This is a genomic window from Microlunatus phosphovorus NM-1 (assembly GCF_000270245.1).
GTDB lineage: Bacteria > Actinomycetota > Actinomycetes > Propionibacteriales > Propionibacteriaceae > Microlunatus > Microlunatus phosphovorus.
Genome location: NC_015635.1, coordinates 4,138,727 through 4,156,546, shown reverse-complemented (window position 1 = coordinate 4,156,546; position 17,820 = coordinate 4,138,727). Strand labels below are relative to the sequence as shown.

Genomic DNA, 17,820 nt, shown 5'->3' with positions numbered 1-17,820 from the left:
TGCCTGCGCTCAGCTCACGCTCGCCGGCCGATCGGTGTGGCAGATTATCGAAATTCACCTAGCTGGTCAGTCGATCAGCCGCAGCTCGATCGCCTTCCGCACGGCCGACGTACGGTCGCCGACGCCGAGCTTCTCGTACGCCCGCCCGAGATAGGTCTTCACCGTCGTCTCGCTGATGTGCAGCGAGGTGCCGATGGCCGCGTTGGTCTTGCCCTGGGCGGCGCCCGCGAGCACGGCGATCTCCTGGGGGGACAAGGTCGGCACTCTCGGACCAGGCTGTCGCATCCGGCTCAGCAGCGCGGACTGCACCGACGGCGCCAGCACGGTCTCGCCCCTGGCGGCGGCACGGATGGCCGTGGCGAGTGCGCCCGGCGCGATGTCCTTCAGCAGATAGCCGGTCGCACCAGCCTCGATGGCGCGCAGGATGTCCTCATCGCTCTCGTACGTGGTCAAAACCATGACTCTGGCGGTGCCACTGGCAGTGAGCTGCCGGGTCGCCGTCACGCCGTCGCCGCCGGGCATCCGCAGATCCATCAGCACCAGGTCGGGGGACAGTTTGGTTGCTAGCGCCACACCTTCCGGGCCGCTGGCACCCTGCCCGACGACCTCGATGTCGTCGAAGCCGGCGAGCATGCCCCGGATGCCCTCCCGGACCAGGGGATGATCGTCGACCAGGATGATCCGGATCATGGTGCCTCTCCTGTCGACGCTGATGGCCCGGTCAGGGGCAGTGTGGCGTGGATCGTGGTGCCCTGCCCCGGCGCGCTCGTCAGGTCGAAGACACCGCCGACCTCGCTGACGCGTGCCTTCATGCCACTCAATCCGTATCCCGCGGTGGCAGCGGTCGGGTCGAGTCCAGTGCCGTCGTCGTGCACATCGATCGCCACTTCGTCCGTCGCATAGCGCAGGGTGACCGTTGCTCGAGAGGCTGCGGCGTGCTTGCGTACGTTCTCCAGGCTCTCCTGAACGAGCCTGAGCGCGACCACGTCGATCGCTGCCGAGGTCGCGGCCGGCTGCCCCGTGGCGGTGAGCCGTACGTCGGTGCCGGTCGTCTCTCGCCAAGTGTCCACGGTGCGTTGAACTGCCTCGGACAACGACGCACCGGCCAGCCTGCCCGGCCCGAGGGCGGCAATGATCCGGCGAGACTCTGCCAGGTTCTCCCGGGCGTTCTCGGTGATCAGTGCCACGTGCCGACGTGCAGCCGCGGGATCGCGGTCCAGCTCGCCCTGTACGGCGTGGCCGAGCGTGACGATCGAGGCGAAGCCCTGGGCGAGCGTGTCATGCAGCTCGCGGGAGATCCGGGACCGCTCCGCTTCCGCCCCGCGGGCCGCCGACAATGCTGCGACCTCGGCCTCGCGCTCGCGCAGTTCCTCGATCAGCCTGCGTCGCTCCTCGTTCTGCTTGCTGATGCTCAAGATCCGGCTGGCGAAGAACAGCGAGAAGGTGATCACGAACGCCGTCTGCCCGATGTCCTGGATGACCTGCCGTGCGGTGTGCGACTCGATCAGCAATCGGCCGGCCAGCGGCAGCAGATTCAAGGCCCCGATCACTACCGTCGCCGGTCGTGGCGTGAGCAGCATGAAGATCTGCGGCGTCAGTGCGAACAACAGCAACGCGGACCACGGGTTGAGAATCGCGCCGATCGTGAAGAGGATGATCGCGAGAGCGGCAAAGGTCCACGCGAGGCCGGAATTGGCGCGGATGCCCGCCAGCCGCGGCCTCGCCACCAGCCAATACAGGGCCTCCAACACCACGACCAGCACCGCGGAGATCGCGGTGCCGGTCGCCGAGTTGGTCGGATTGGCCATCACGAGCAGGACCGTGCCGACGGTGACCAGGAGATAGAAGATCGACCAGCCGCCGAACGACACCGCCCGGACGTCCAGGCGATAGCCGTCGCTCATGCCGCGACTGTAGCCGTGCCGCTCTCGGCTGCGGCCGAGCCGGAGTCTTCGTGATCACCGAAAGTCGCCGAGATGACGCCCTTCGGGTAGCACAGACCCAACAGAGTCACCACCAGCATGGCGATCGCCGCGCCCGCGAACGCCCAGGCCACGGCGTCGGCGTACCCCTGATGCACCGCCTGCAGGTATTGCTGCTGCAGGGCCGTGGGCAGCTGGTCGAACGATCCGGAACCAGTGCCATGGCCGACCTCAGCCCCGCTGATCCGACCGACCACCTCGCGGGCAGCGTCCGCCGGGGCACCGAGTGCGGTGAAGGAGGCCGTCAGCTTGTCGATGAGCACCCCGGTGACCAGCGTGCTGAACACCGCGAGGCCGAGTGCCGAGCCGAAGTTGCGCATCGTCTGGGAGATGGCGGTGACCTCGCCGTACGAGGCGCCGATCGCCCGATTGACCGCGTCGGTCGATGCGGCGCTGATCATGAAGCCGACACCTGCCCCGGCCAGCATGATCGGCCAGGTCTGCGGGTTGATCACTGCGCCCGGGTTCGCCGGGATGGTGGTGACGCTGACCGCGAGCCAGCCGAAACCAGCCGCGCCGATCAGGCCACCCAGGATCAGCACCGAGCGGGCCCCGACCTGATCGAAGCGACGAGAGCCGATCTGCGCCGCGATCACGAAGCCCACGAAGAACTTGCCGAACAGCAGACCGGTGTTGATCGCCGTCAGCTCCAGGGACACCTGCCCGTACACACTCAGGAAGAAGAAGGTGGACAAGAAGGCCATCGAGGCGAACAAGGTGGCCAGCGTGACGATCACGAAGCCGCGGTCGCGGAACAGCTCGAGCTTGACCAGCGGTTCGTCGGTTCGGCGCTCGACCAGCACGAAGACGATGACCAGCACGACGCCGGCGACCAGGCTGGCGAGGACGTACGGGCTGGTCCAGCCCCAGCTGCCGGCCTGTTGCAGACCGAAGACGATCGCACCCAGACCCGCCGCGATGGTGAGCGCGCCCGGCAGGTCGATCCGCTCGTCACGGCGCACCGATGGCGCTGCGGACACGGCGATGATGGCCGAGGCGACGATCGCGAGCGGGACGTTGACCCAGAACACGCTCCGCCAGGTCCATTGGGTCAAGAAGCCGCCGGCGATCGGGCCGATCGCGGTCATCGCGCCGGTGATGGCGAAGAAGGACGCCATCGCCTTGGCTCGACCCTCGCGCGGGAAGCTCTGCACCACGATGCCGATCGCGGCCGGGAACATGATCGCGCCGGCGACGCCCTGCAGGGCCCGGGTGGTGATCAGCCAGGCACCCGCGTACGCGTCGGTCGGGGCGAGCCCGCAGAGCAGGGAGGTGAGACCGAAAGCAGCGATGCCGATCTGCACCATCTTCTTGTGGCCGAACACGTCGGCGAGCCGACCGCCGAGCAGGAAGGCCGCCGCGGTGGCGATCAGATAGACATTCACCGCCCACTGCATCAGGTCGTGTCCGAGGCCGAGATCGGTCTCGATGGTCGGTGCGGACAAGGCGACGATGGTCTGGTCGATGGTGGTCATCGAGACGGCCACGATCAGACCGGCGAGAGTGAGGCCGGTGGCCCTCGCCCTCAGCTGAGACCCGTTCGGTTGAGTACTCGGCGGTTGAGACAGCGACGGTTGAGACATCGGTGCGCTCCTGGCATTCCTCGTAGGAGTTGGGATGTCTCAACTCTCGCGAGTGGAGCGCCAGCCCGGGACCGACGACCGGACGGACCTGATGTCCTCCGATCGGAGGACATCATCCCGGGGGCAGCAAAGGATCCGTGCCTCGACGGTCTTGTGTCACTACTACTCAGCGTTACTATGTACTGGTAGTCAGTACTGCTGAGTAGTCGGAGGAGCATCGGTGGGCAAGCAGATGACGGAGATGCTCAAAGGCACCTTGGAGGGCGTCGTCCTGGCGATCTTGTCGATGCGATCCGCGTACGGGTACGAGATCACGGCGTGGCTGCGCGAGCAGGGTTTCACCGACCTCGCCGAGGGAACCGTCTACGCGCTGCTGGTCAGGATCGAGCAGCGCGGCCTGGTCGACGTGGTGAAGGTGCCCTCCGAGAAAGGCCCGCCGCGCAAGGTGTATTCGCTCAACGCGCAGGGCCGCGACTACCTCCAAGAGTTCTGGAGGACCTGGAGCTTCCTCTCAGAACGGCTCGACCGGCTCCAGCAAGAAGGGAGATGACCATGTTCATCGAGAAGATCGTCGGTGACTTCGGCGACAAGCGTCGGTGGCGGGAGTACAAGCAGCGCGTCAAGGCGCTGCCTGCGAGCTATCGGGAAACGATCGAGGCGCTGAATCGATACCTGATGTATTTCGGGGCGATCACCAAGGGCGACACGATGATGTCGATGCTCGAGGACCTCGCCGATCTGTTCGAGCAGGCGGCTGCGGACGAGACGCCGATTCGGTCGGTCGTCGGCGAAGATCCGGTGGAATTCGCCGAGACCTTTCTCCGGAACTACTCCGACGGTCAGTGGATCAACAAGGAGCGGGAACGGTTGATCAAGGCGATCGCGCGTGCCGAAGAAGAGGAAGCGCGACCATGACTGTGTCCGTCGATCGCACGTCGCCCTCCACACCTGCGATCCGGGTGCAGGGCCTGGAGAAGTCCTACAAGGAGCTCCAGGTGCTACGTGGCGTCGACTTCGACGTGGCACGAGGCAGCATCTTCGCCCTGCTCGGCTCGAACGGCGCAGGCAAGACCACCGTCGTGAAAATCTTGTCCACGCTGCAAGGAAGCGACGCCGGAACGGCCCAGGTCAACGGCTTCGATGTCGTCCAGCAGCCTGCCGAGGTGCGGAATTCCATCAGTCTCACCGGGCAGTTCGCTGCCGTGGACGAGATCCTCAGCGGGCGCGAGAACCTCATCTTGATTGCCCGGCTGCGGCACCTCGACGGTCCGGGCGACATCGCAGATGAACTGCTCGACCGCTTCTCCCTGACCGAGGCGGCCGGCCGGAAGGTGTCGACGTACTCCGGTGGCATGCGTCGTCGGCTGGACATCGCGATGAGTCTCATCGGGAAGCCGCCTGTGATCTTCCTCGACGAGCCGACGACCGGCTTGGATCCGCAGGCAAGGATCGAGGTCTGGCAGTCGGTCAAACAACTTGCCGAGCAGGGCACCACCGTGCTGCTCACCACGCAGTATCTGGACGAGGCCGAACAGCTGGCCGATCGGATCGCGATCCTCCATGAAGGACGGATCATCGTGAACGGCACGTTGGCCGAACTCAAGCAGTTGCTCCCGCCCGCCAAGGTCGAGTACGTGGAGAAGCAGCCGACTCTCGAGGACGTCTTCCTGAGCCTGGTCGGAAACAAGGGAAAGGGCGATGACGCCGGCAGCGGCACCACCGCGACGTCGAGTGAGGAACATCGATGACCAAGCACTTCTTCGGCGACACGTCCGTCCTGCTCGGACGGTCCCTCCGCCACATCCTGCGCAGCCCCGACACCATCATCACGACCACGGTCATGCCGATCGCCTTCATGCTGCTGTTCGTCTACGTACTCGGCGGCGCCATCAACTCCGGCTCGGACTCCTATCTGAGCTATCTGCTGCCAGGCATCTTGGTGATCACGATCGCCTCCGGGATCTCCTATACCGCGTTCCGACTCTTCCTGGATCTGAAGGGCGGCATCTTCGAACGGTTTCAGTCCATGCCGATCGCGCGGTCGTCGGTGCTCTGGGCTCATGTCGGGACCTCGCTGGTCGCCAATCTGATCTCGCTCCTGGTCGTCGTGCTCGTCGCGTTGTTGATGGGCTTCCGTTCGGGAGCAGGGATTCTGGCGTGGCTCGCCATCCTCGGGATCTTGCTCCTGTTCACCCTTGCGCTGACCTGGATCGCGGTGATTCCCGGCCTCACCGCGAAGTCGGTGGACGGTGCCAGTGCCTTCTCCTACCCACTCATCCTGCTGCCGTTCATCAGCTCGGCCTTCGTGCCGACCGACACCATGCCAGGCCCGGTACGTGCCTTCGCCGAACACCAGCCGGTGACCTCCATCGTCAACTCGATTCGCGATCTGGCCACCCAACAGCCGGTGAGCAACGACATCTGGCTCGCCCTTGCCTGGTGCGTGGCGATCCTGATCGTCGCCTATGCCTTCGCGATGGTCGTCTATCGGCGGAAGTTCAGCTGAGGTCCGCGGCCTCGAGTCGCTCCCGCGGATCTGACTCGCAAAGACCCGTCGGCGGTTCGCGTCCTGATGCGAACCCTCAACGGTTCATATATTTGCGATCAGATCTTCTAGACTGCGTATCGCTGACACCGACGATGCTGAAACAAGGGAGGGCCGCCGATGCCAGCGTCCACCGACGAGCCCAGCCGAGGTCCGGAGGCAGCGATGAACTCCGGGACTCCAAGGACGATTCGGGCGCGCGCAGTTCGGCTGATCCGGGGACGCGGCGTTCGTCAGAGACCGGGAATTGCGGACGAAGCTGATCTGCAGCGCGCCGAGCAACTTGTGGCCCAGGCCCTGCACGGAGACGCATCGTTGTTGTGGACCGGTGACAAGCGAGTCTTCTTCTCCAGCGAGGGCAACGCCTTCGTGATGTTTCAGATCCGAGGTCGCAGTTGGGTGGTGATGGGCGACCCGATCGGGACCCCGGACGAGTTCGACGACCTGCTGTCTCGTTTCGTCGCAGAGTGCGATCGGCGCTCTGGCCGGCCGGTGTTCTATTGCGTACGCGAGAGCAACGCGGAACGGTATAGGCGTGTCGGGCTGAGCTTGCACAAACTGGGCGAGGAGGCGGTGATCGACTTGGCCGCCTTCAGCATGCAGGGCGGTCATCGCGCCAAGCTTCGCTCTGAGTTGCGGGCGGCAGCCAAGCTGGGGTGCGCGGTCGAGGTGCTGGCTCCCGAGGATGTCCCTGCGGTTCTGCCCGCACTACGTGAGGTCAGCGACGTCTGGCTGTCCGAACGCAAGGTCAAGGAGAAGTCGTTCTCGCTGGGCGCCTTCGATGACGCGTACGTCGCTCGATTCCCGGTCGCCGTCACCCGCCGGAACGGGAAGATCATCGCTTTTGCTTCGTTGTGGGCCAGCGGCGGCGGCGGCGAGGTGAAGGTCGATCTCATGCGTCGTCGCAGCGACGCGCCGCGGACCGTGATGAGCCAGCTGTTCGTCGAATCGATGCTCTGGGCACAGGCGCACAGCTACTCGACCTTCAGTCTCGGCATGGCGCCGCTGTCTGGCCTCTGCCGAGATGAAGCCGCGCCCTTCTGGGAGCGCGTCGGGCACTTCCTGCATCTGCACGGCGAGCACTTCTACAACTTCCAGGGCTTACGCCAGTTCAAAGTCCGCTTCAAACCGGACTGGCAACCGCGCTACATCGCCGCCCGTGGCGGACCCGGGATGCCGATGGCCCTGTTGAATGTCATTTGTCTGGTGAGTGGTGGTCTGCGTGGTGCACTCCCGGTGACCGGGGTGAACAGGCCTGGTAAGAAGACGAGGGTCGAACCGGAGCAGGCGGTCGAGTCCCTGCCGCCGGCAGAGGCTTCACTGGTTGGGTTGGCTTCGTAGGAGCTATCAGAACGAGTGAGGTCGCATGGCCAGCCAGCCTTCCCGGAGTCGCCCCATCTGGCGTGAGCCGGGGATGCCCCACCTGCTGTTGACGACGGGCTTCGCGTTCGCCGGTTTCGCCGTGCTCTTGCCGGTCGCGCCCATGCACGTCGTTGCGCTGGGTGGAGACACCTTCCTGGCGGGTCTGGTGAATGCGGTACTGATGGCCAGCACGATCCTCACCCAGCTGGTGGTCGAGCGGGTGCGCTCGAGGATCGGCTGGAGTGTCGTGCTCGTCCTGGGCTGCCTCTTCCTCGGCTCGCCCGCCCTCGTTGAGATCTTCGCGAGCCAGGCCTGGCACGTGGTCGCGCTCGCCGCCGTACGTGGGATCGGCTTCGGCATCATCACCGTCAGCGGGGCGTCTGCCATCGCGGTGCTCTTCACCCCCGAGCGCCGCGGTCGTGCCGTCGGAGCGTACGGCCTCGCGGTTGCCGCAGCTCAGCTCCTGCTCACGCCATTGGCTCCCTGGATCGCGGAGACCGCCGGCTTCACAACTGCGATGGTGCTTGCGGCGATCCCCATTGTCGGTATCCCCTTCGGCATCTCGGCGGGCGAGGTGATCGGCCGACATCCCCGCACCGTGCCGACAGCGACCATCAAGCCGGCCACGGTGACCGGGCCCCGAATCCCGCTCGTGCGCCTGCTCCCGCCCATCGCTGCACTCACGGCGGTCACCTGCTCCGGCGGCGCGATCATGACGTTCGCGCCCCAGTTCGCCCCGGACGCCGTCCTCACGCTCGTGTTGCTTCTCGTCTTCACCGCTACCGGAGCGATCTCGCGCTGGCTCGCCGGCCATCTCGCGGACCGTTTCGGTGCGCAGACCTTCATCGTGCCCGGGCTCGGCATCGCCGCGCTCGGGCTCGTCGGCATCGCTGCGAGCATCGCCGGGATCGCCGATACGGGCGGCCCAGTGCTGCTCGTCGCCGGCGCGCTGCTGGTCGGCACTTCCTTCGGTGTCATGCAGAACGTGACCCTGGTACGCGCCTTCGAACTCGCCGGCGAGCATGCCAAGGGCACGGCCAGCACCGCATGGAACGTCGCCTTCGACGCCGGTACGGGCGTCGGTGCCCTCGGGATCGGTGCCCTCGCGACCGGTACGTCGTTCGCGTTCTCCTTCGTGCTTCTCGCCGGCCTGTGCTCTATCGTCGGCGCGGCGCTGTTGGTGAGTTCAGGGCGTCACAACGGGGAGGTTTGAATGGCCGGCATCCATCTGCACCACCATGACCTGTTCCACGAGGGGCCGGAGGCCATTCGGCCATACCTGGCGCGGATGGAGGATCTGACGCACGTGTTCGTGCAGGTCAACGACATCTTCGAGCGCAATCCGTCGCCGGTCGGCACGCTCGAACGGAACCCGGTCGAGGACGTCATCCACGGCGCCGGCCGGCTGTACGCCGACGTGGACGTCGCGCGCTTCTCACCCGAGCTGCGCCAACTCGTCGCGGAGGACCCGGCGGACGACCCGCTGGCGATCGTCAGCACCTCGACGCTCGCGGCCGACTACGAGATCGTGCCGTGGCTCAACATCACCAATGGCGCGTGGCTGGGCGACGTGGCCGGCAACGGCGTCGTCGACTATCGCGGGCGTGACGTGGACCGCTGGCTGTGCCCGAATGGACCCCTGGTCGCACCGATGTGGGGTCGCACGATCTCGGCGTTGGTGGCGCGCTACGGCTTCCGTACCTTCCTCATCGACCGCATCCGCTACCCCGACTGGGGTGGCGAGCGGGTGCAGCCGGCGAACCTGTTCAGCTGCTTCTGCGCACGGTGCTGCGCGCTGATGAGCGACCAGGGCATCGACGTCGGGGCGCTGCGCCAGGAGATGACAAGGATCGCCGAACTGCTGAGGACGGGGGAGTTCGAGGCGGCTCGGGAGCGGTTCGGCTCGGAGCCGCTGATTCGACGCTGGCTGCTCTTCCGGCAGCAGAGCGTGACCAGGCTGGTTGCTGAGATCATCCGGATCGTCGGCGAGAGCCAACCCGACGCCGAGCTGTGGCTGGACCTATGGCCGCCGTCCTACTCCTGGATTCTCGGCCAGGACTACCCGGCGCTGACCGAGCTGTCACCGCGGCTCAAGCATTTCCCCTATCACCGGTTGGGCGGTGGCGCGGATGTGCAGAGCCTCATCGACTATTTCGGACGCGACGATGCCGAGCGGGAGCGTGCGTTTGCGGCGTTCGTGCGGCTGTTCGGGCTGGACTATGGCCAGACGTACGCCCAGTTCCGCGCCGACGGCTTTCCGATCCGGCTGGTCGAGGACCAGAACCGGATGGTCCGGGAGCGGTCCCGGCCGGGCACCTATATCTACTCCGGCGTCCAGATGTGGAACCTGCCGCCCGAGGAACTGCATCGCGCCGCGGTGGCCGCGTACGCCAGCGATGCCGACGACGTCATCTACTACTGCTATGGCTGGGCGGGCACCGAGTTGTTCGGGGTGAGCAACGGCGCGCGGCCGCCGCTGATCTCGCCGACCCTCCCTAGGGCAGCCGACGGCCGCTGAACGCCTGCCCCGGATCCGGCGGCGTCGGGATGCGACCCGAGAGCCGAGTGAACTCGGTGGGGCGCACGAGCTGCACATTCACCACCACAGGTACCGAAGTCAGGGCAATCAGGGTGAACCGGTCGAGAGACTCGCTCCCGAGCAGCCGACGGCCACCTGCTATCGGCCTTCCCACGAAGCTGGAGTCGGGCGGGCAGCTGAGTTGGCTGGTCTGATCGTCGAGGCGGATCTGCAGCTGCGTCGTCACAGCCCGGTCGACCGCCTGGAAGCCGAGCCAGACCGCCTCGCCGGGCCAGAGCGCCGCCACCACGTCGCCACCCGGGGTCATCGCCAAGGGAGCCACGCCGTACGGTCGAGGCGCGGTTTCGCTCGGCACCGGCTCCAGCAGCGCCGGGGTGCGCTCCAGATACACCAGCACGGCGTCGGCGAGCCGGATCCGATCGCCGTCCAGCCTGACCTGAGTAGCCACGCCTACAGGCGGTCGCCGTCGGCGAGCCGGTCGATCGCGGCCCGTGGCATCAGCAGTTCCTCGCTGACTCGACGACGCGCCTCCTCGTCGAGGGCTGGCGCGCTCGACGCCAACTGGCTCCCGGCGTCCCCCCAGAAGACCTCAGCCTGTGGCTCGGGTGCCCGAGCCGAGAGGCTGTTGGCGATGTCCTGCGCCCAGGTCCGGGTCAGCTCGGTGTCCTGATCGGCCGGGCTCCACAAGAAGAACGGCCGCAGCGGCAGCACATGCACGGTCTGCTGCCAAACGCTGATCGGCACCAGCTCCGGGGCGTGATTGCTGGCGGCGATCAGCAGGACCCAGCTGCGCCAGAGCATCGGGGGCGCACTGATCGGCTGCAGTGCGCGTACGTCCTGGTCACTGCGCTGGGTGCTGAGCGCCAGGATGTCGGGGTGCTCCGAGCCGAGCACGGCGGCCAGTCGGTCGACGATCAGATCGAAGCGCGACTGGTCGAACTCCACCGGTGCCGCTATTGCTCGCTCGCTGAGCCGTCCGGCGCCGGCATCTTCGCGCTGCGTCAGTTGGGCATCCCGGGAGATCAGCATCAGGTGGGCGCCGAAGAGACCCAGCATCGGGTTGTCGGTCTCCTCCAACAACTCAACCAGCGCGTCGGACGCGACCTTGCGCTCGTCCGCCAAAGCGGTCCGGGCTGCTTCCACCAAGGGCAGTTCCGGATCGTTCGGTGTGAACCGATGCTGCGCCATCAACACGCTGACCCGGCTCGAGCCGATCGTGGCGTCGTCGCCTGACGCCTCGATCGCGAACAGCTGCGTCTGCCAGCCTGCTACGGCGTACACGGATTGCTCGATCACATCGCCCATCCGGTCGCGTCGGCGGACCAGATACGCGCCCGGGTCGACGTCGATGGTCTGCGCCCGCCCGCCCGTATCGGGTTCGTCTGCCGGGTCGAGGGCGGCGATCGTCGTCCCGTCGAGTTGGTGCAGTGAGATCGCGGCTGGTAGGGCCGGAGCCTCCGATGACTGTGTGTCCGCACGCGTCATCAGCAGAATCTGTGCGCTGTCGAGCCCGGTGATCGAGCGGGTCGACTGCTCGTGCGGCAGTTCGTCCCCTCGGAGGCTCGGCTCGGGCGCCGAACCCGCTGGACCAGCTGGCACAGTCGGACTGATCGGCCCTTCAGGACTGATCGGCCCTTCAGGACTGATGGACCCTGCAGGACTGATGGGCACCGCGGACCCCATCACCAGCTCGCCAGAGACGTCGAGGGAGGTGTCCTCGTCCAGGAGAATGAGCCGCTCGTAGGTGGCGTCGGCAAGCTTGGCCTTCACCTTGTACACCCCAGGCGAGACGCGGCAGTCCAGATCGCCGATCGAGCGGTCGACCAGGGCGAACTGGTCGTCGATCACGAAGATCTCGGCGAGCGGGCTGCGTGCGGTCACGCTCAGCTGGAGCTCACGTGACGGTGACATGGGCACCTCCTGCAGCCTCGAACACGACGGCCAGGTTCAGGGCGTCGACCAGCACGGCATAGAACCCCGGTTCGAGCGAGACCTCCCAGGCGGTCTCCGCGACGACGGTATCAGCCACCGCCGCAGCCTTTCGGTCTCGCGCCACCCTCGCGTGCTGTCCGATGCAGGACGGGTCGAACGTGATCGTCACTGGCACGGTCTGGCGTGCGGGAGCGGCGAACGTCAGAGGATCTCGTCGCCCGAACGACGGTTCGTGTGCGACCACACCGCGCTGCTGGTCCTCGGGGCTCTGGAACTGCTTCATCGCGTTGCGCAGATAGTCGGTCAGACTGTCACTGGTGACGGGGGTGGGCGCCTCGCCCTCGAGCCCACGCAGCAACGCGTACGTGAAGGCGCCGTGCCAGTTGCCGTCAGGCATCTGGTGTTCCACCGCGCGCAGGCCGATACCGGCGGCAAAGCTCTCGAACACTCGGACGAACGGCGCATTCGGGTGTCCCTTCGGCAACAGTCCGTTGGCGATCGGCGTCCCCTGCAGCAGGGTCGGTCGGGTACGAGTGGCGCAGGAGTCCGCCCACAACACGATCTGCTGGAACTGCGCGGCTTCGGTGAGCTGATCTGTCCAGCTCGTGATGTCGACATTGATGGGCCGGTCCTTGACCGCCTCCGCGGTGACCAGCACGGCCTGCCTGCTCCGCGTCGCCCAGCCATGGCCACTGACATAGACATAGAGCCGGCGCCCGGCGTACTGCCGCTTGTTCTCGTCCAGATACGTCTTGGGTAGCTCCGCGATCTCTTTGAACGCCGCGACGACCTGTTCCTGATCCGGCTCACCCCGCCCGTTCTGGAACGGGTTGGGTACGTGGGCTGAGCACACCACCCGGACGTTTCCTGGCGGCAGTCCACCGCCATCGGCACGCCGTAGCCACGCCGCGATGGCCGCGGCGTCGTTGTCCGGGCCTCGCAGATCCGTCGGCCAACCGGAGGCGGTGCCGAAGTATCGAGCGATGCCGAACACCAAGGCATGATCGTCGGGATTGGCGGCGATGGGGCCGGTGGCGTCGCTCTCCGTCATGCGATCAGGGCGCCGCTGGATCAGACGCTGGCTGCCGCACCGCCATAGATGCTGGCGATGAAGGCGACGTCCTTTTCGGAAAGATCGTGATTCAGATCCGCGGAGAAGCCGTCGTTGGTCCAGGATGCCGGGATCGGATACATCATGATCGACAGCCCATCGACGTCTGTGGCGGTGACCTCGTCCGGTGGGTAGTGATCGAGCACATTGTGGCGGATCTGCTCGATGGTCCAGCTGTTCGGGGGCTTGCTCAGATCGGCGATGACGGCCGGCTCATTCCAGTCGATGCCGCCTTGGGGATTCTGATGCTCGTGAATCAGCCCCAGTGCATGCCCGAATTCGTGCAGGACAACCCGCTGAACCTCGTCGTCGGGTGAGTCGGCGTCGATCCAGCCGTAGTTCATGGTCGGCTGGCTGGTGGGGATCTCCCGGCACTGGATCCCGAGATACGACCACGAGCCGTCGCCCTCGACGAACGCGATCCGTACGTCGGCCTCCGCGCTGTCGTCGACCCACTCGAACGTCAGCTGGGCCATCCCGGGGCCGGTCCAGCGCTCGGCCATTGCTCGTACGCGGTCGCGCAGCGCTGGTGAGCCTTGCAGGAACTTGACCCGGATCACCTCGTCCTGCTCCCACTGAGACTCGTTCAGTAGGGCAGCCCGGTCGTTCGCGGTCTGCGGGCCTTGCGATATTGCCACGCAGTAGTGGGTCAGATTCGAGTCAGCCATGATGACGCCCCTGTTCTTCTCGCCCCAATGGCCTGATTTTATCCGCGAGCCATCGGATGCGGAAGGGATGTTGTCGTCCGGGTGAGCGTCAGTTCTGTGGTGGCTGGTCGTCTTTGGCCCGTGGGCGCCAGATGCGCCGCCGCTTCGCTGCAGCCGCGGTCCGCTACTGGCCGTCAGGAGAGGGGAACCAGGTACGAATCCACCTGAGCGATCAGTTCGCCGCGGAAGGTGAAGATGTCGTTGTAGGCGAAGCGGAATCGTCCGTTCTCCCGGTGATGTCCGGTGCCGACGCCGGTGACCACGACGACGTCGCCGGCCTCGATGGTGCGATCGACGCTGAGTTCGGGGCTGCCCTCGAACGCCGGATTCTCGATCTCGTCGTCGAACTCGGTCTTCCCGCGGGTGGTGCGTACGCCGTGGATCTGCCAGACGACGTCGGCGGTCAGGCAGCTGAGGATTGTCTCGTGGTCGCTGCTGCGGAAGCCGTCCAGGTAGCGATGGACGGTCTGTTCGTGCTCGCTGGTCATCTGCTTCGTCTCCGTTCATCGGTCAGCTCGTCCGCCACGGCACCGAGCCGGCGGAGGATGCCGGCCAGTCCGGCCCGAGCCTGTTCGGTTTGCAGTTCGGGGGGCAGTCGGCGCTGGTGGATAGTCACACTGGTTCCGCCGGCGCTCGGCCGGAGGCTGATCGCGGTCGTCAAGCCGGTGCGGGGTTCGGTCAGCACCAAGCGGTTCGGTGGATCGATCGCCTCGTACCGAAAGCTCAGCCGATGGGTGCTGCCGTCCGGTCCCCGGGTCTCGAGCTCGAAGGTGCCGCCCACCCGAAGGTCGACAACCACCGATTCTGGTGTGACGGTGGCATGGTCGCCGCCCCAGAATGCCGCCAGGTGTGCGGGTGTGGTGAACATCGTCCAGACCAGCTCCGGATCGGCGCCAAGCTGGCGGGAGGCAATCAACTGGTCGCCATCGAGCACGGCGTCGACGCTCATCGGGACTGTTCCTCTGCCTGTGCGTCCTCTGGTCGAGTGCCCTCGAGTTGCGTGTCCTCGGGCTGCGTGTCCTGGAGCAGCGTGGCCAGGTGGGTATCGAGCCGGCGGAGCCGCGACTCCCATTCGCGCCGCTGCTCGTTGATCCAACCGGTCAGCTCCTGCAGGCGCTCGACGTTCAGTTGGCAGGGGCGGCGCTGTCCGTCGACGCGTTGTCGGATCAGCCCGCACCGTCGCAGGATGCCGACGTGGCGGGAGACCGCCTGGTGGGTCAGGTCGAACGGTTCGGCCAGCTCGCCAACTGTCGCTTCGCCCCTGGCCAGCTGGCTGACGATCGCGCGGCGGGTCCGGTCGCCGAGAGCCGCGAAGGCGGCGTCCAGGTCCGTGTCCGTATCGGTCATGGTCACGTCCCGGACTCTATCTGCAACGAATACCTTGTGCAAGGAATTCGTTGAATATAGTCGCTAACTTGCGGGCGTCGGTGACCCGCCGCTGAGCGGATTGTCGTCAGTCATGCGGACTGCCGGTGCTCCGTAGCGGGCGACCATGGTGCGAACCGCTTCGTCGACCACGTGCTGCGTCTCCGCTTCGCTGAGCGACCAGTTGCCATGCATCAGACGGGGCCAGAAGACGACGGTGGAGATCATGCCGAGAAACTGCGCTGCCGCCGTGTCGGGATCCTCGACGTGTGCGGTTCCGGCGGCGCTCTCTGTACGGAGATAGCGACCCAGTGCCGCGAGCACGGGCAGCGTGCCGAAGTCGAAGGTCCGCTCGCGTAGCTCCGGGAACCGCTGACGCTCGGCGATCAACGTCCGGATCAAATCCTCCATGCGAGGAAGGGTCAGCAACTCCACGTACGCGGTACCCAGAACAACCAGGCCCGCGTGGAAGTCCCCGGTCGGCGGCTCGACGAGCTCCCCGGCGGGCGCGGCGCCGGCTGCGAGAACTGTGGCTTCGAAGAGCTGCGCCTTGGTCGGAAACTGTTTGAACAGGGTCGCCTTGGAGACCCCGGCGTCCTCGGCGACGCGCGCCAGCGAGGTTCGGTCATAGCCGAGCTCCAGGAACAGCTCCGTCGCCGCGTCGAGGATCGCCGCGCGGTTGGTCGCCGCGATCTGTCGGTGGTAGGCGGAGACTTCGCGCGGCATGCGCCTTAGCATGCCAGAGAGGTGAGTCGCTTGACTCATGACCGGCCTGGTTGGTACGTTCCTCATGTGGTGAGTCGACCGACTCACCTTGGGCGAAGGAGTCGGACATGGCCAAGCTCATCTACTCGATGATCACCTCGCTCGACGGCTACGCGAAGGCGGCTGAGGGTGACCTCGGCAGGGGAGCCGAGGATCCGGAGATCCACACCTTCATCGGCGACGTCTTCCGTCACGTGGGGACGTTCCTCTATGGCCGGCGGATGTACGAGACGATGGTCTTCTGGGAGGCCGTGCACACTCAGCCCGACGTGCCGCCGCACATCCTGCAGTACGCCGACGACTGGAAGGCCGCAGAGAAGATCGTCTACTCCACGACTCTGGAATCGGTGTCGAGTGCGAAGACCCGGATCGAGCGGACCTTCGATCCGGAGGCCGTGCGCAAACTCAAGGCCGAGTCGGATCATGACCTCTCGGTCGACGGCCCGAACCTTGCCGCCCAGGCGATCGCGGCCGGACTGGTCGACGAGTACCACCTGTTCATCACCACGACTGTGGTGGGCGGCGGCACCCGGTTCTTCCCCGACGGTGTCCGCCTCGATCTCGACCTGGTCGAGGAGCACTCCTTCGACAGCGGACTGATCTATGCGCGCTACCGGACCCGCTGAGTCTGCGTTGTGCCGCTCTTGGTCATGCCGGTTGCGCGAGGGCACTCGTCGCAGGAAAGTCCATCGGCACGGCGAGCGTCTTGGTTTCGAGGTACTCCTCGAATCCTTCGACGCCATTCTCCCTGCCGATCCCAGACTGCTTGTAGCCGCCGAATGGCGCATTGGCGGAGAAGAAGAAGGCCCCGTTCACGTTCATCGGTCCCATGATGTTGTTCGCATCGTTCGGGTCGCCGTATGGCACGTTGCGATAGACCGCCTCCAGGATCGCGACGGCCTCGTCATAGCGTGAGCGCGGGACGAGCAGGCGCGTGTTCAGCACGCAGCCCTGGCCGGCGTTGGCACAGACATTGGCGGCCCCGAGCAATGCCTGGGAGAAGTCCGCGTCGTCGAGCACGATCATGGCCGACTTGCCCCCCAGTTCCAGCAGCGTCCGCTTGATCGTCTTCGACGCGCTTTCCATGACGCGACGTCCGGTGGCGGTCGACCCCGTGAACGAGATGACGTCCACCCGCGGGTCGGCCGTCAGCATGGCGCCGAGTGATCCGGTGGCTGTTGACGTCAGCACGTTGAACGCTCCCGGCGGGAAGTCGGGGCACTGCGACGCGACGCGGCCCAGCATGGTGGCCGACCACGGCGTGTCGTGGGCTGCCTTGAGGACCACGGTGCAACCGGCAGCCAGGGCAGGGATGATCTTCTGCAGGTTCGTCTGCACGGGAGCGTTCCACGGCGTGATGGCCACCACCACGCCGGCGGCCTCCTTGCGCACCACGCGGCGCGCGGGGCCGCCCATCGGTGATCCCAGATCCTCGATCTCCCGCTCGAATTCATAGGTGGCCAAGAGCTCCAACGAGTAGTCGATGTCGGCCACCGAGCTATCGAGCAGCGGGCCATAGGTGAAGGCGACGGGACATCCGCTTTCGGCGACGATCTGGCGGCGCCAGTCGTCCGCCACCGCCTTGAGGCCATCCCGGAACTGGGTCAGAGCGCGCATGCGTCGCGCGCGATTGGTGGACCAATCCGACTCCTCGAAGCAGCGCCGAGCCGCCGCGAGTGCACGGTCTCCATCTGCGACGGACGCTGCGGCCACGACGCCCGCGATCTCCTCGGTCGTTGGATTGACTACGTCGTAGGTCTGCCCGTCCTGCGCATCAACCAATGCGCCATCGATGTAGAGACGGTGTTCTGCGTTGAGATGTGACATGGTGATCTTCTCCTCGTGGTTTGGCTGCGGCCGCTGGGTGTCCGCCGTCGTCAGATGATGTTCAGGGTCGGTCGGTGCCCTCAGGCAGGTCCGACCGAGGTA

At 66.2% G+C, this 17,820-nt stretch carries 20 protein-coding genes; 8 read left to right on the top strand and 12 right to left on the bottom strand.

Annotated features, from left to right (window positions below; all coding sequences use genetic code 11):
- Window positions 1-66: 66 nt before the first annotated feature.
- The 3 genes from MLP_RS18620 to MLP_RS18610 are packed head-to-tail and all read right to left on the bottom strand — an operon-like array spanning window position 67 to window position 3,565.
- A complete protein-coding gene (locus MLP_RS18620) occupies window positions 67-690 on the bottom strand; it encodes a response regulator (protein ID WP_013864709.1) in 624 nt (207 codons plus the stop codon).
- On the bottom strand, window positions 687-1,904 hold the full coding sequence (locus tag MLP_RS18615) for a sensor histidine kinase (protein WP_013864708.1): 1,218 nt from the start codon (window positions 1,902-1,904) through the stop codon (window positions 687-689). Before MLP_RS18615 ends, MLP_RS18620 begins: the two co-directional genes overlap by 4 nt.
- Window positions 1,901-3,565, bottom strand: a complete 1,665-nt coding sequence (locus MLP_RS18610) for an MFS transporter (RefSeq protein WP_013864707.1) — start codon at window positions 3,563-3,565, stop codon at window positions 1,901-1,903. The genes MLP_RS18615 and MLP_RS18610 overlap by 4 nt, the downstream gene beginning before the upstream one ends.
- A 220-nt stretch (window positions 3,566-3,785) precedes the next feature.
- On the opposite strand from MLP_RS18610, the gene MLP_RS18605 reads away from it, so the two are divergent.
- The 7 genes from MLP_RS18605 (at window position 3,786) to MLP_RS18575 (ending at window position 9,990) form a co-directional block, all read left to right on the top strand.
- Window positions 3,786-4,115, top strand: coding sequence for a PadR family transcriptional regulator (locus MLP_RS18605; protein WP_013864705.1), 330 nt, complete (start codon window positions 3,786-3,788; stop codon window positions 4,113-4,115).
- Window positions 4,112-4,480: a DUF1048 domain-containing protein gene (locus MLP_RS18600; RefSeq protein WP_013864704.1), complete on the top strand. Its 369-nt coding sequence runs from the start codon at window positions 4,112-4,114 to the stop codon at window positions 4,478-4,480. Before MLP_RS18605 ends, MLP_RS18600 begins: the two co-directional genes overlap by 4 nt.
- Window positions 4,477-5,313 carry an ABC transporter ATP-binding protein gene (locus MLP_RS18595; RefSeq protein WP_013864703.1) on the top strand — a complete coding sequence of 279 codons (837 nt, stop codon included), beginning with the start codon at window positions 4,477-4,479 and terminating at the stop codon, window positions 5,311-5,313. The genes MLP_RS18600 and MLP_RS18595 overlap by 4 nt, the downstream gene beginning before the upstream one ends.
- Window positions 5,310-6,071 carry an ABC transporter permease gene (locus MLP_RS18590; protein WP_013864702.1) on the top strand — a complete coding sequence of 254 codons (762 nt, stop codon included), beginning with the start codon at window positions 5,310-5,312 and terminating at the stop codon, window positions 6,069-6,071. Before MLP_RS18595 ends, MLP_RS18590 begins: the two co-directional genes overlap by 4 nt.
- A gap of 159 nt (window positions 6,072-6,230) precedes the next feature.
- A complete protein-coding gene (locus MLP_RS18585) occupies window positions 6,231-7,451 on the top strand; it encodes a phosphatidylglycerol lysyltransferase domain-containing protein (RefSeq protein WP_156821215.1) in 1,221 nt (406 codons plus the stop codon).
- Between the two features lie 25 nt (window positions 7,452-7,476).
- The gene (locus tag MLP_RS18580) at window positions 7,477-8,685 is read left to right on the top strand and encodes an MFS transporter (protein ID WP_013864700.1); all 1,209 of its coding nucleotides are present in this window, start codon (window positions 7,477-7,479) and stop codon (window positions 8,683-8,685) included.
- On the top strand, window positions 8,686-9,990 hold the full coding sequence (locus tag MLP_RS18575) for a hypothetical protein (protein WP_013864699.1): 1,305 nt from the start codon (window positions 8,686-8,688) through the stop codon (window positions 9,988-9,990).
- Here MLP_RS18575 and MLP_RS18570 read toward each other — a convergent pair.
- The 8 genes from MLP_RS18570 to MLP_RS18535 form a co-directional block, all read right to left on the bottom strand.
- A complete protein-coding gene (locus MLP_RS18570) occupies window positions 9,968-10,459 on the bottom strand; it encodes a hypothetical protein (RefSeq protein WP_013864698.1) in 492 nt (163 codons plus the stop codon). The genes MLP_RS18575 and MLP_RS18570 overlap by 23 nt on opposite strands.
- Window positions 10,460-10,461: 2 nt before the next feature.
- Complete coding sequence (locus MLP_RS18565; RefSeq protein ID WP_041790264.1) at window positions 10,462-11,922, bottom strand: hypothetical protein; 1,461 nt, start codon at window positions 11,920-11,922, stop codon at window positions 10,462-10,464.
- Complete coding sequence (locus tag MLP_RS18560; RefSeq protein ID WP_013864696.1) at window positions 11,906-12,994, bottom strand: caspase family protein; 1,089 nt, start codon at window positions 12,992-12,994, stop codon at window positions 11,906-11,908. The genes MLP_RS18565 and MLP_RS18560 overlap by 17 nt, the downstream gene beginning before the upstream one ends.
- Before the next feature lie 20 nt (window positions 12,995-13,014).
- On the bottom strand, window positions 13,015-13,722 hold the full coding sequence (locus MLP_RS18555) for a zinc metalloprotease (protein ID WP_013864695.1): 708 nt from the start codon (window positions 13,720-13,722) through the stop codon (window positions 13,015-13,017).
- A gap of 173 nt (window positions 13,723-13,895) precedes the next feature.
- On the bottom strand, window positions 13,896-14,249 hold the full coding sequence (locus tag MLP_RS18550) for a nuclear transport factor 2 family protein (RefSeq protein WP_013864694.1): 354 nt from the start codon (window positions 14,247-14,249) through the stop codon (window positions 13,896-13,898).
- A complete protein-coding gene (locus MLP_RS18545) occupies window positions 14,246-14,710 on the bottom strand; it encodes an SRPBCC family protein (RefSeq protein ID WP_013864693.1) in 465 nt (154 codons plus the stop codon). Before MLP_RS18545 ends, MLP_RS18550 begins: the two co-directional genes overlap by 4 nt.
- The gene (locus MLP_RS18540; RefSeq protein WP_049804781.1) at window positions 14,707-15,108 is read right to left on the bottom strand and encodes an ArsR/SmtB family transcription factor; all 402 of its coding nucleotides are present in this window, start codon (window positions 15,106-15,108) and stop codon (window positions 14,707-14,709) included. Before MLP_RS18540 ends, MLP_RS18545 begins: the two co-directional genes overlap by 4 nt.
- A 63-nt stretch (window positions 15,109-15,171) precedes the next feature.
- A complete protein-coding gene (locus MLP_RS18535) occupies window positions 15,172-15,852 on the bottom strand; it encodes a TetR/AcrR family transcriptional regulator (protein ID WP_013864691.1) in 681 nt (226 codons plus the stop codon).
- Window positions 15,853-15,959: 107 nt separating this feature from the next.
- Here MLP_RS18535 and MLP_RS18530 point away from each other — a divergent pair, with 107 nt between their 5' ends.
- Window positions 15,960-16,517 carry a dihydrofolate reductase family protein gene (locus MLP_RS18530; protein ID WP_013864690.1) on the top strand — a complete coding sequence of 186 codons (558 nt, stop codon included), beginning with the start codon at window positions 15,960-15,962 and terminating at the stop codon, window positions 16,515-16,517.
- Window positions 16,518-16,539: 22 nt separating this feature from the next.
- Here the strand turns inward: MLP_RS18530 and MLP_RS18525 are convergent, their stop codons facing one another.
- Entirely contained in the window at window positions 16,540-17,718 is a 1,179-nt protein-coding gene (locus tag MLP_RS18525; RefSeq protein ID WP_013864689.1) for an aldehyde dehydrogenase family protein, read from the bottom strand.
- Between the last annotated feature and the right edge of the window lie 102 nt (window positions 17,719-17,820).

Excerpts from the sequence above, each read along its gene's own strand:
- MLP_RS18610 (WP_013864707.1), bottom strand. The coding sequence starts at position 3,565 with ATGTCTCAACCGTCGCTGTCTCAACCGCCGAGTACTCAACCGAACGGG.
- MLP_RS18600 (WP_013864704.1), top strand. The coding sequence starts at position 4,112 with ATGACCATGTTCATCGAGAAGATCGTCGGTGACTTCGGCGACAAGCGT.
- MLP_RS18580 (WP_013864700.1), top strand. The coding sequence starts at position 7,477 with ATGGCCAGCCAGCCTTCCCGGAGTCGCCCCATCTGGCGTGAGCCGGGG.
- MLP_RS18595 (WP_013864703.1), top strand. The coding sequence starts at position 4,477 with ATGACTGTGTCCGTCGATCGCACGTCGCCCTCCACACCTGCGATCCGG.
- MLP_RS18535 (WP_013864691.1), bottom strand. The coding sequence starts at position 15,852 with ATGCCGCGCGAAGTCTCCGCCTACCACCGACAGATCGCGGCGACCAAC.
- MLP_RS18590 (WP_013864702.1), top strand. The coding sequence starts at position 5,310 with ATGACCAAGCACTTCTTCGGCGACACGTCCGTCCTGCTCGGACGGTCC.
- MLP_RS18540 (WP_049804781.1), bottom strand. The coding sequence starts at position 15,108 with ATGACCGATACGGACACGGACCTGGACGCCGCCTTCGCGGCTCTCGGC.
- MLP_RS18560 (WP_013864696.1), bottom strand. The coding sequence starts at position 12,994 with ATGACGGAGAGCGACGCCACCGGCCCCATCGCCGCCAATCCCGACGAT.
- MLP_RS18525 (WP_013864689.1), bottom strand. The coding sequence starts at position 17,718 with ATGTCACATCTCAACGCAGAACACCGTCTCTACATCGATGGCGCATTG.
- MLP_RS18620 (WP_013864709.1), bottom strand. The coding sequence starts at position 690 with ATGATCCGGATCATCCTGGTCGACGATCATCCCCTGGTCCGGGAGGGC.
- MLP_RS18615 (WP_013864708.1), bottom strand. The coding sequence starts at position 1,904 with ATGAGCGACGGCTATCGCCTGGACGTCCGGGCGGTGTCGTTCGGCGGC.
- MLP_RS18545 (WP_013864693.1), bottom strand. The coding sequence starts at position 14,710 with ATGAGCGTCGACGCCGTGCTCGATGGCGACCAGTTGATTGCCTCCCGC.
- MLP_RS18575 (WP_013864699.1), top strand. The coding sequence starts at position 8,686 with ATGGCCGGCATCCATCTGCACCACCATGACCTGTTCCACGAGGGGCCG.
- MLP_RS18555 (WP_013864695.1), bottom strand. The coding sequence starts at position 13,722 with ATGGCTGACTCGAATCTGACCCACTACTGCGTGGCAATATCGCAAGGC.
- MLP_RS18565 (WP_041790264.1), bottom strand. The coding sequence starts at position 11,922 with ATGTCACCGTCACGTGAGCTCCAGCTGAGCGTGACCGCACGCAGCCCG.
- MLP_RS18585 (WP_156821215.1), top strand. The coding sequence starts at position 6,231 with ATGCCAGCGTCCACCGACGAGCCCAGCCGAGGTCCGGAGGCAGCGATG.
- MLP_RS18550 (WP_013864694.1), bottom strand. The coding sequence starts at position 14,249 with ATGACCAGCGAGCACGAACAGACCGTCCATCGCTACCTGGACGGCTTC.
- MLP_RS18530 (WP_013864690.1), top strand. The coding sequence starts at position 15,960 with ATGGCCAAGCTCATCTACTCGATGATCACCTCGCTCGACGGCTACGCG.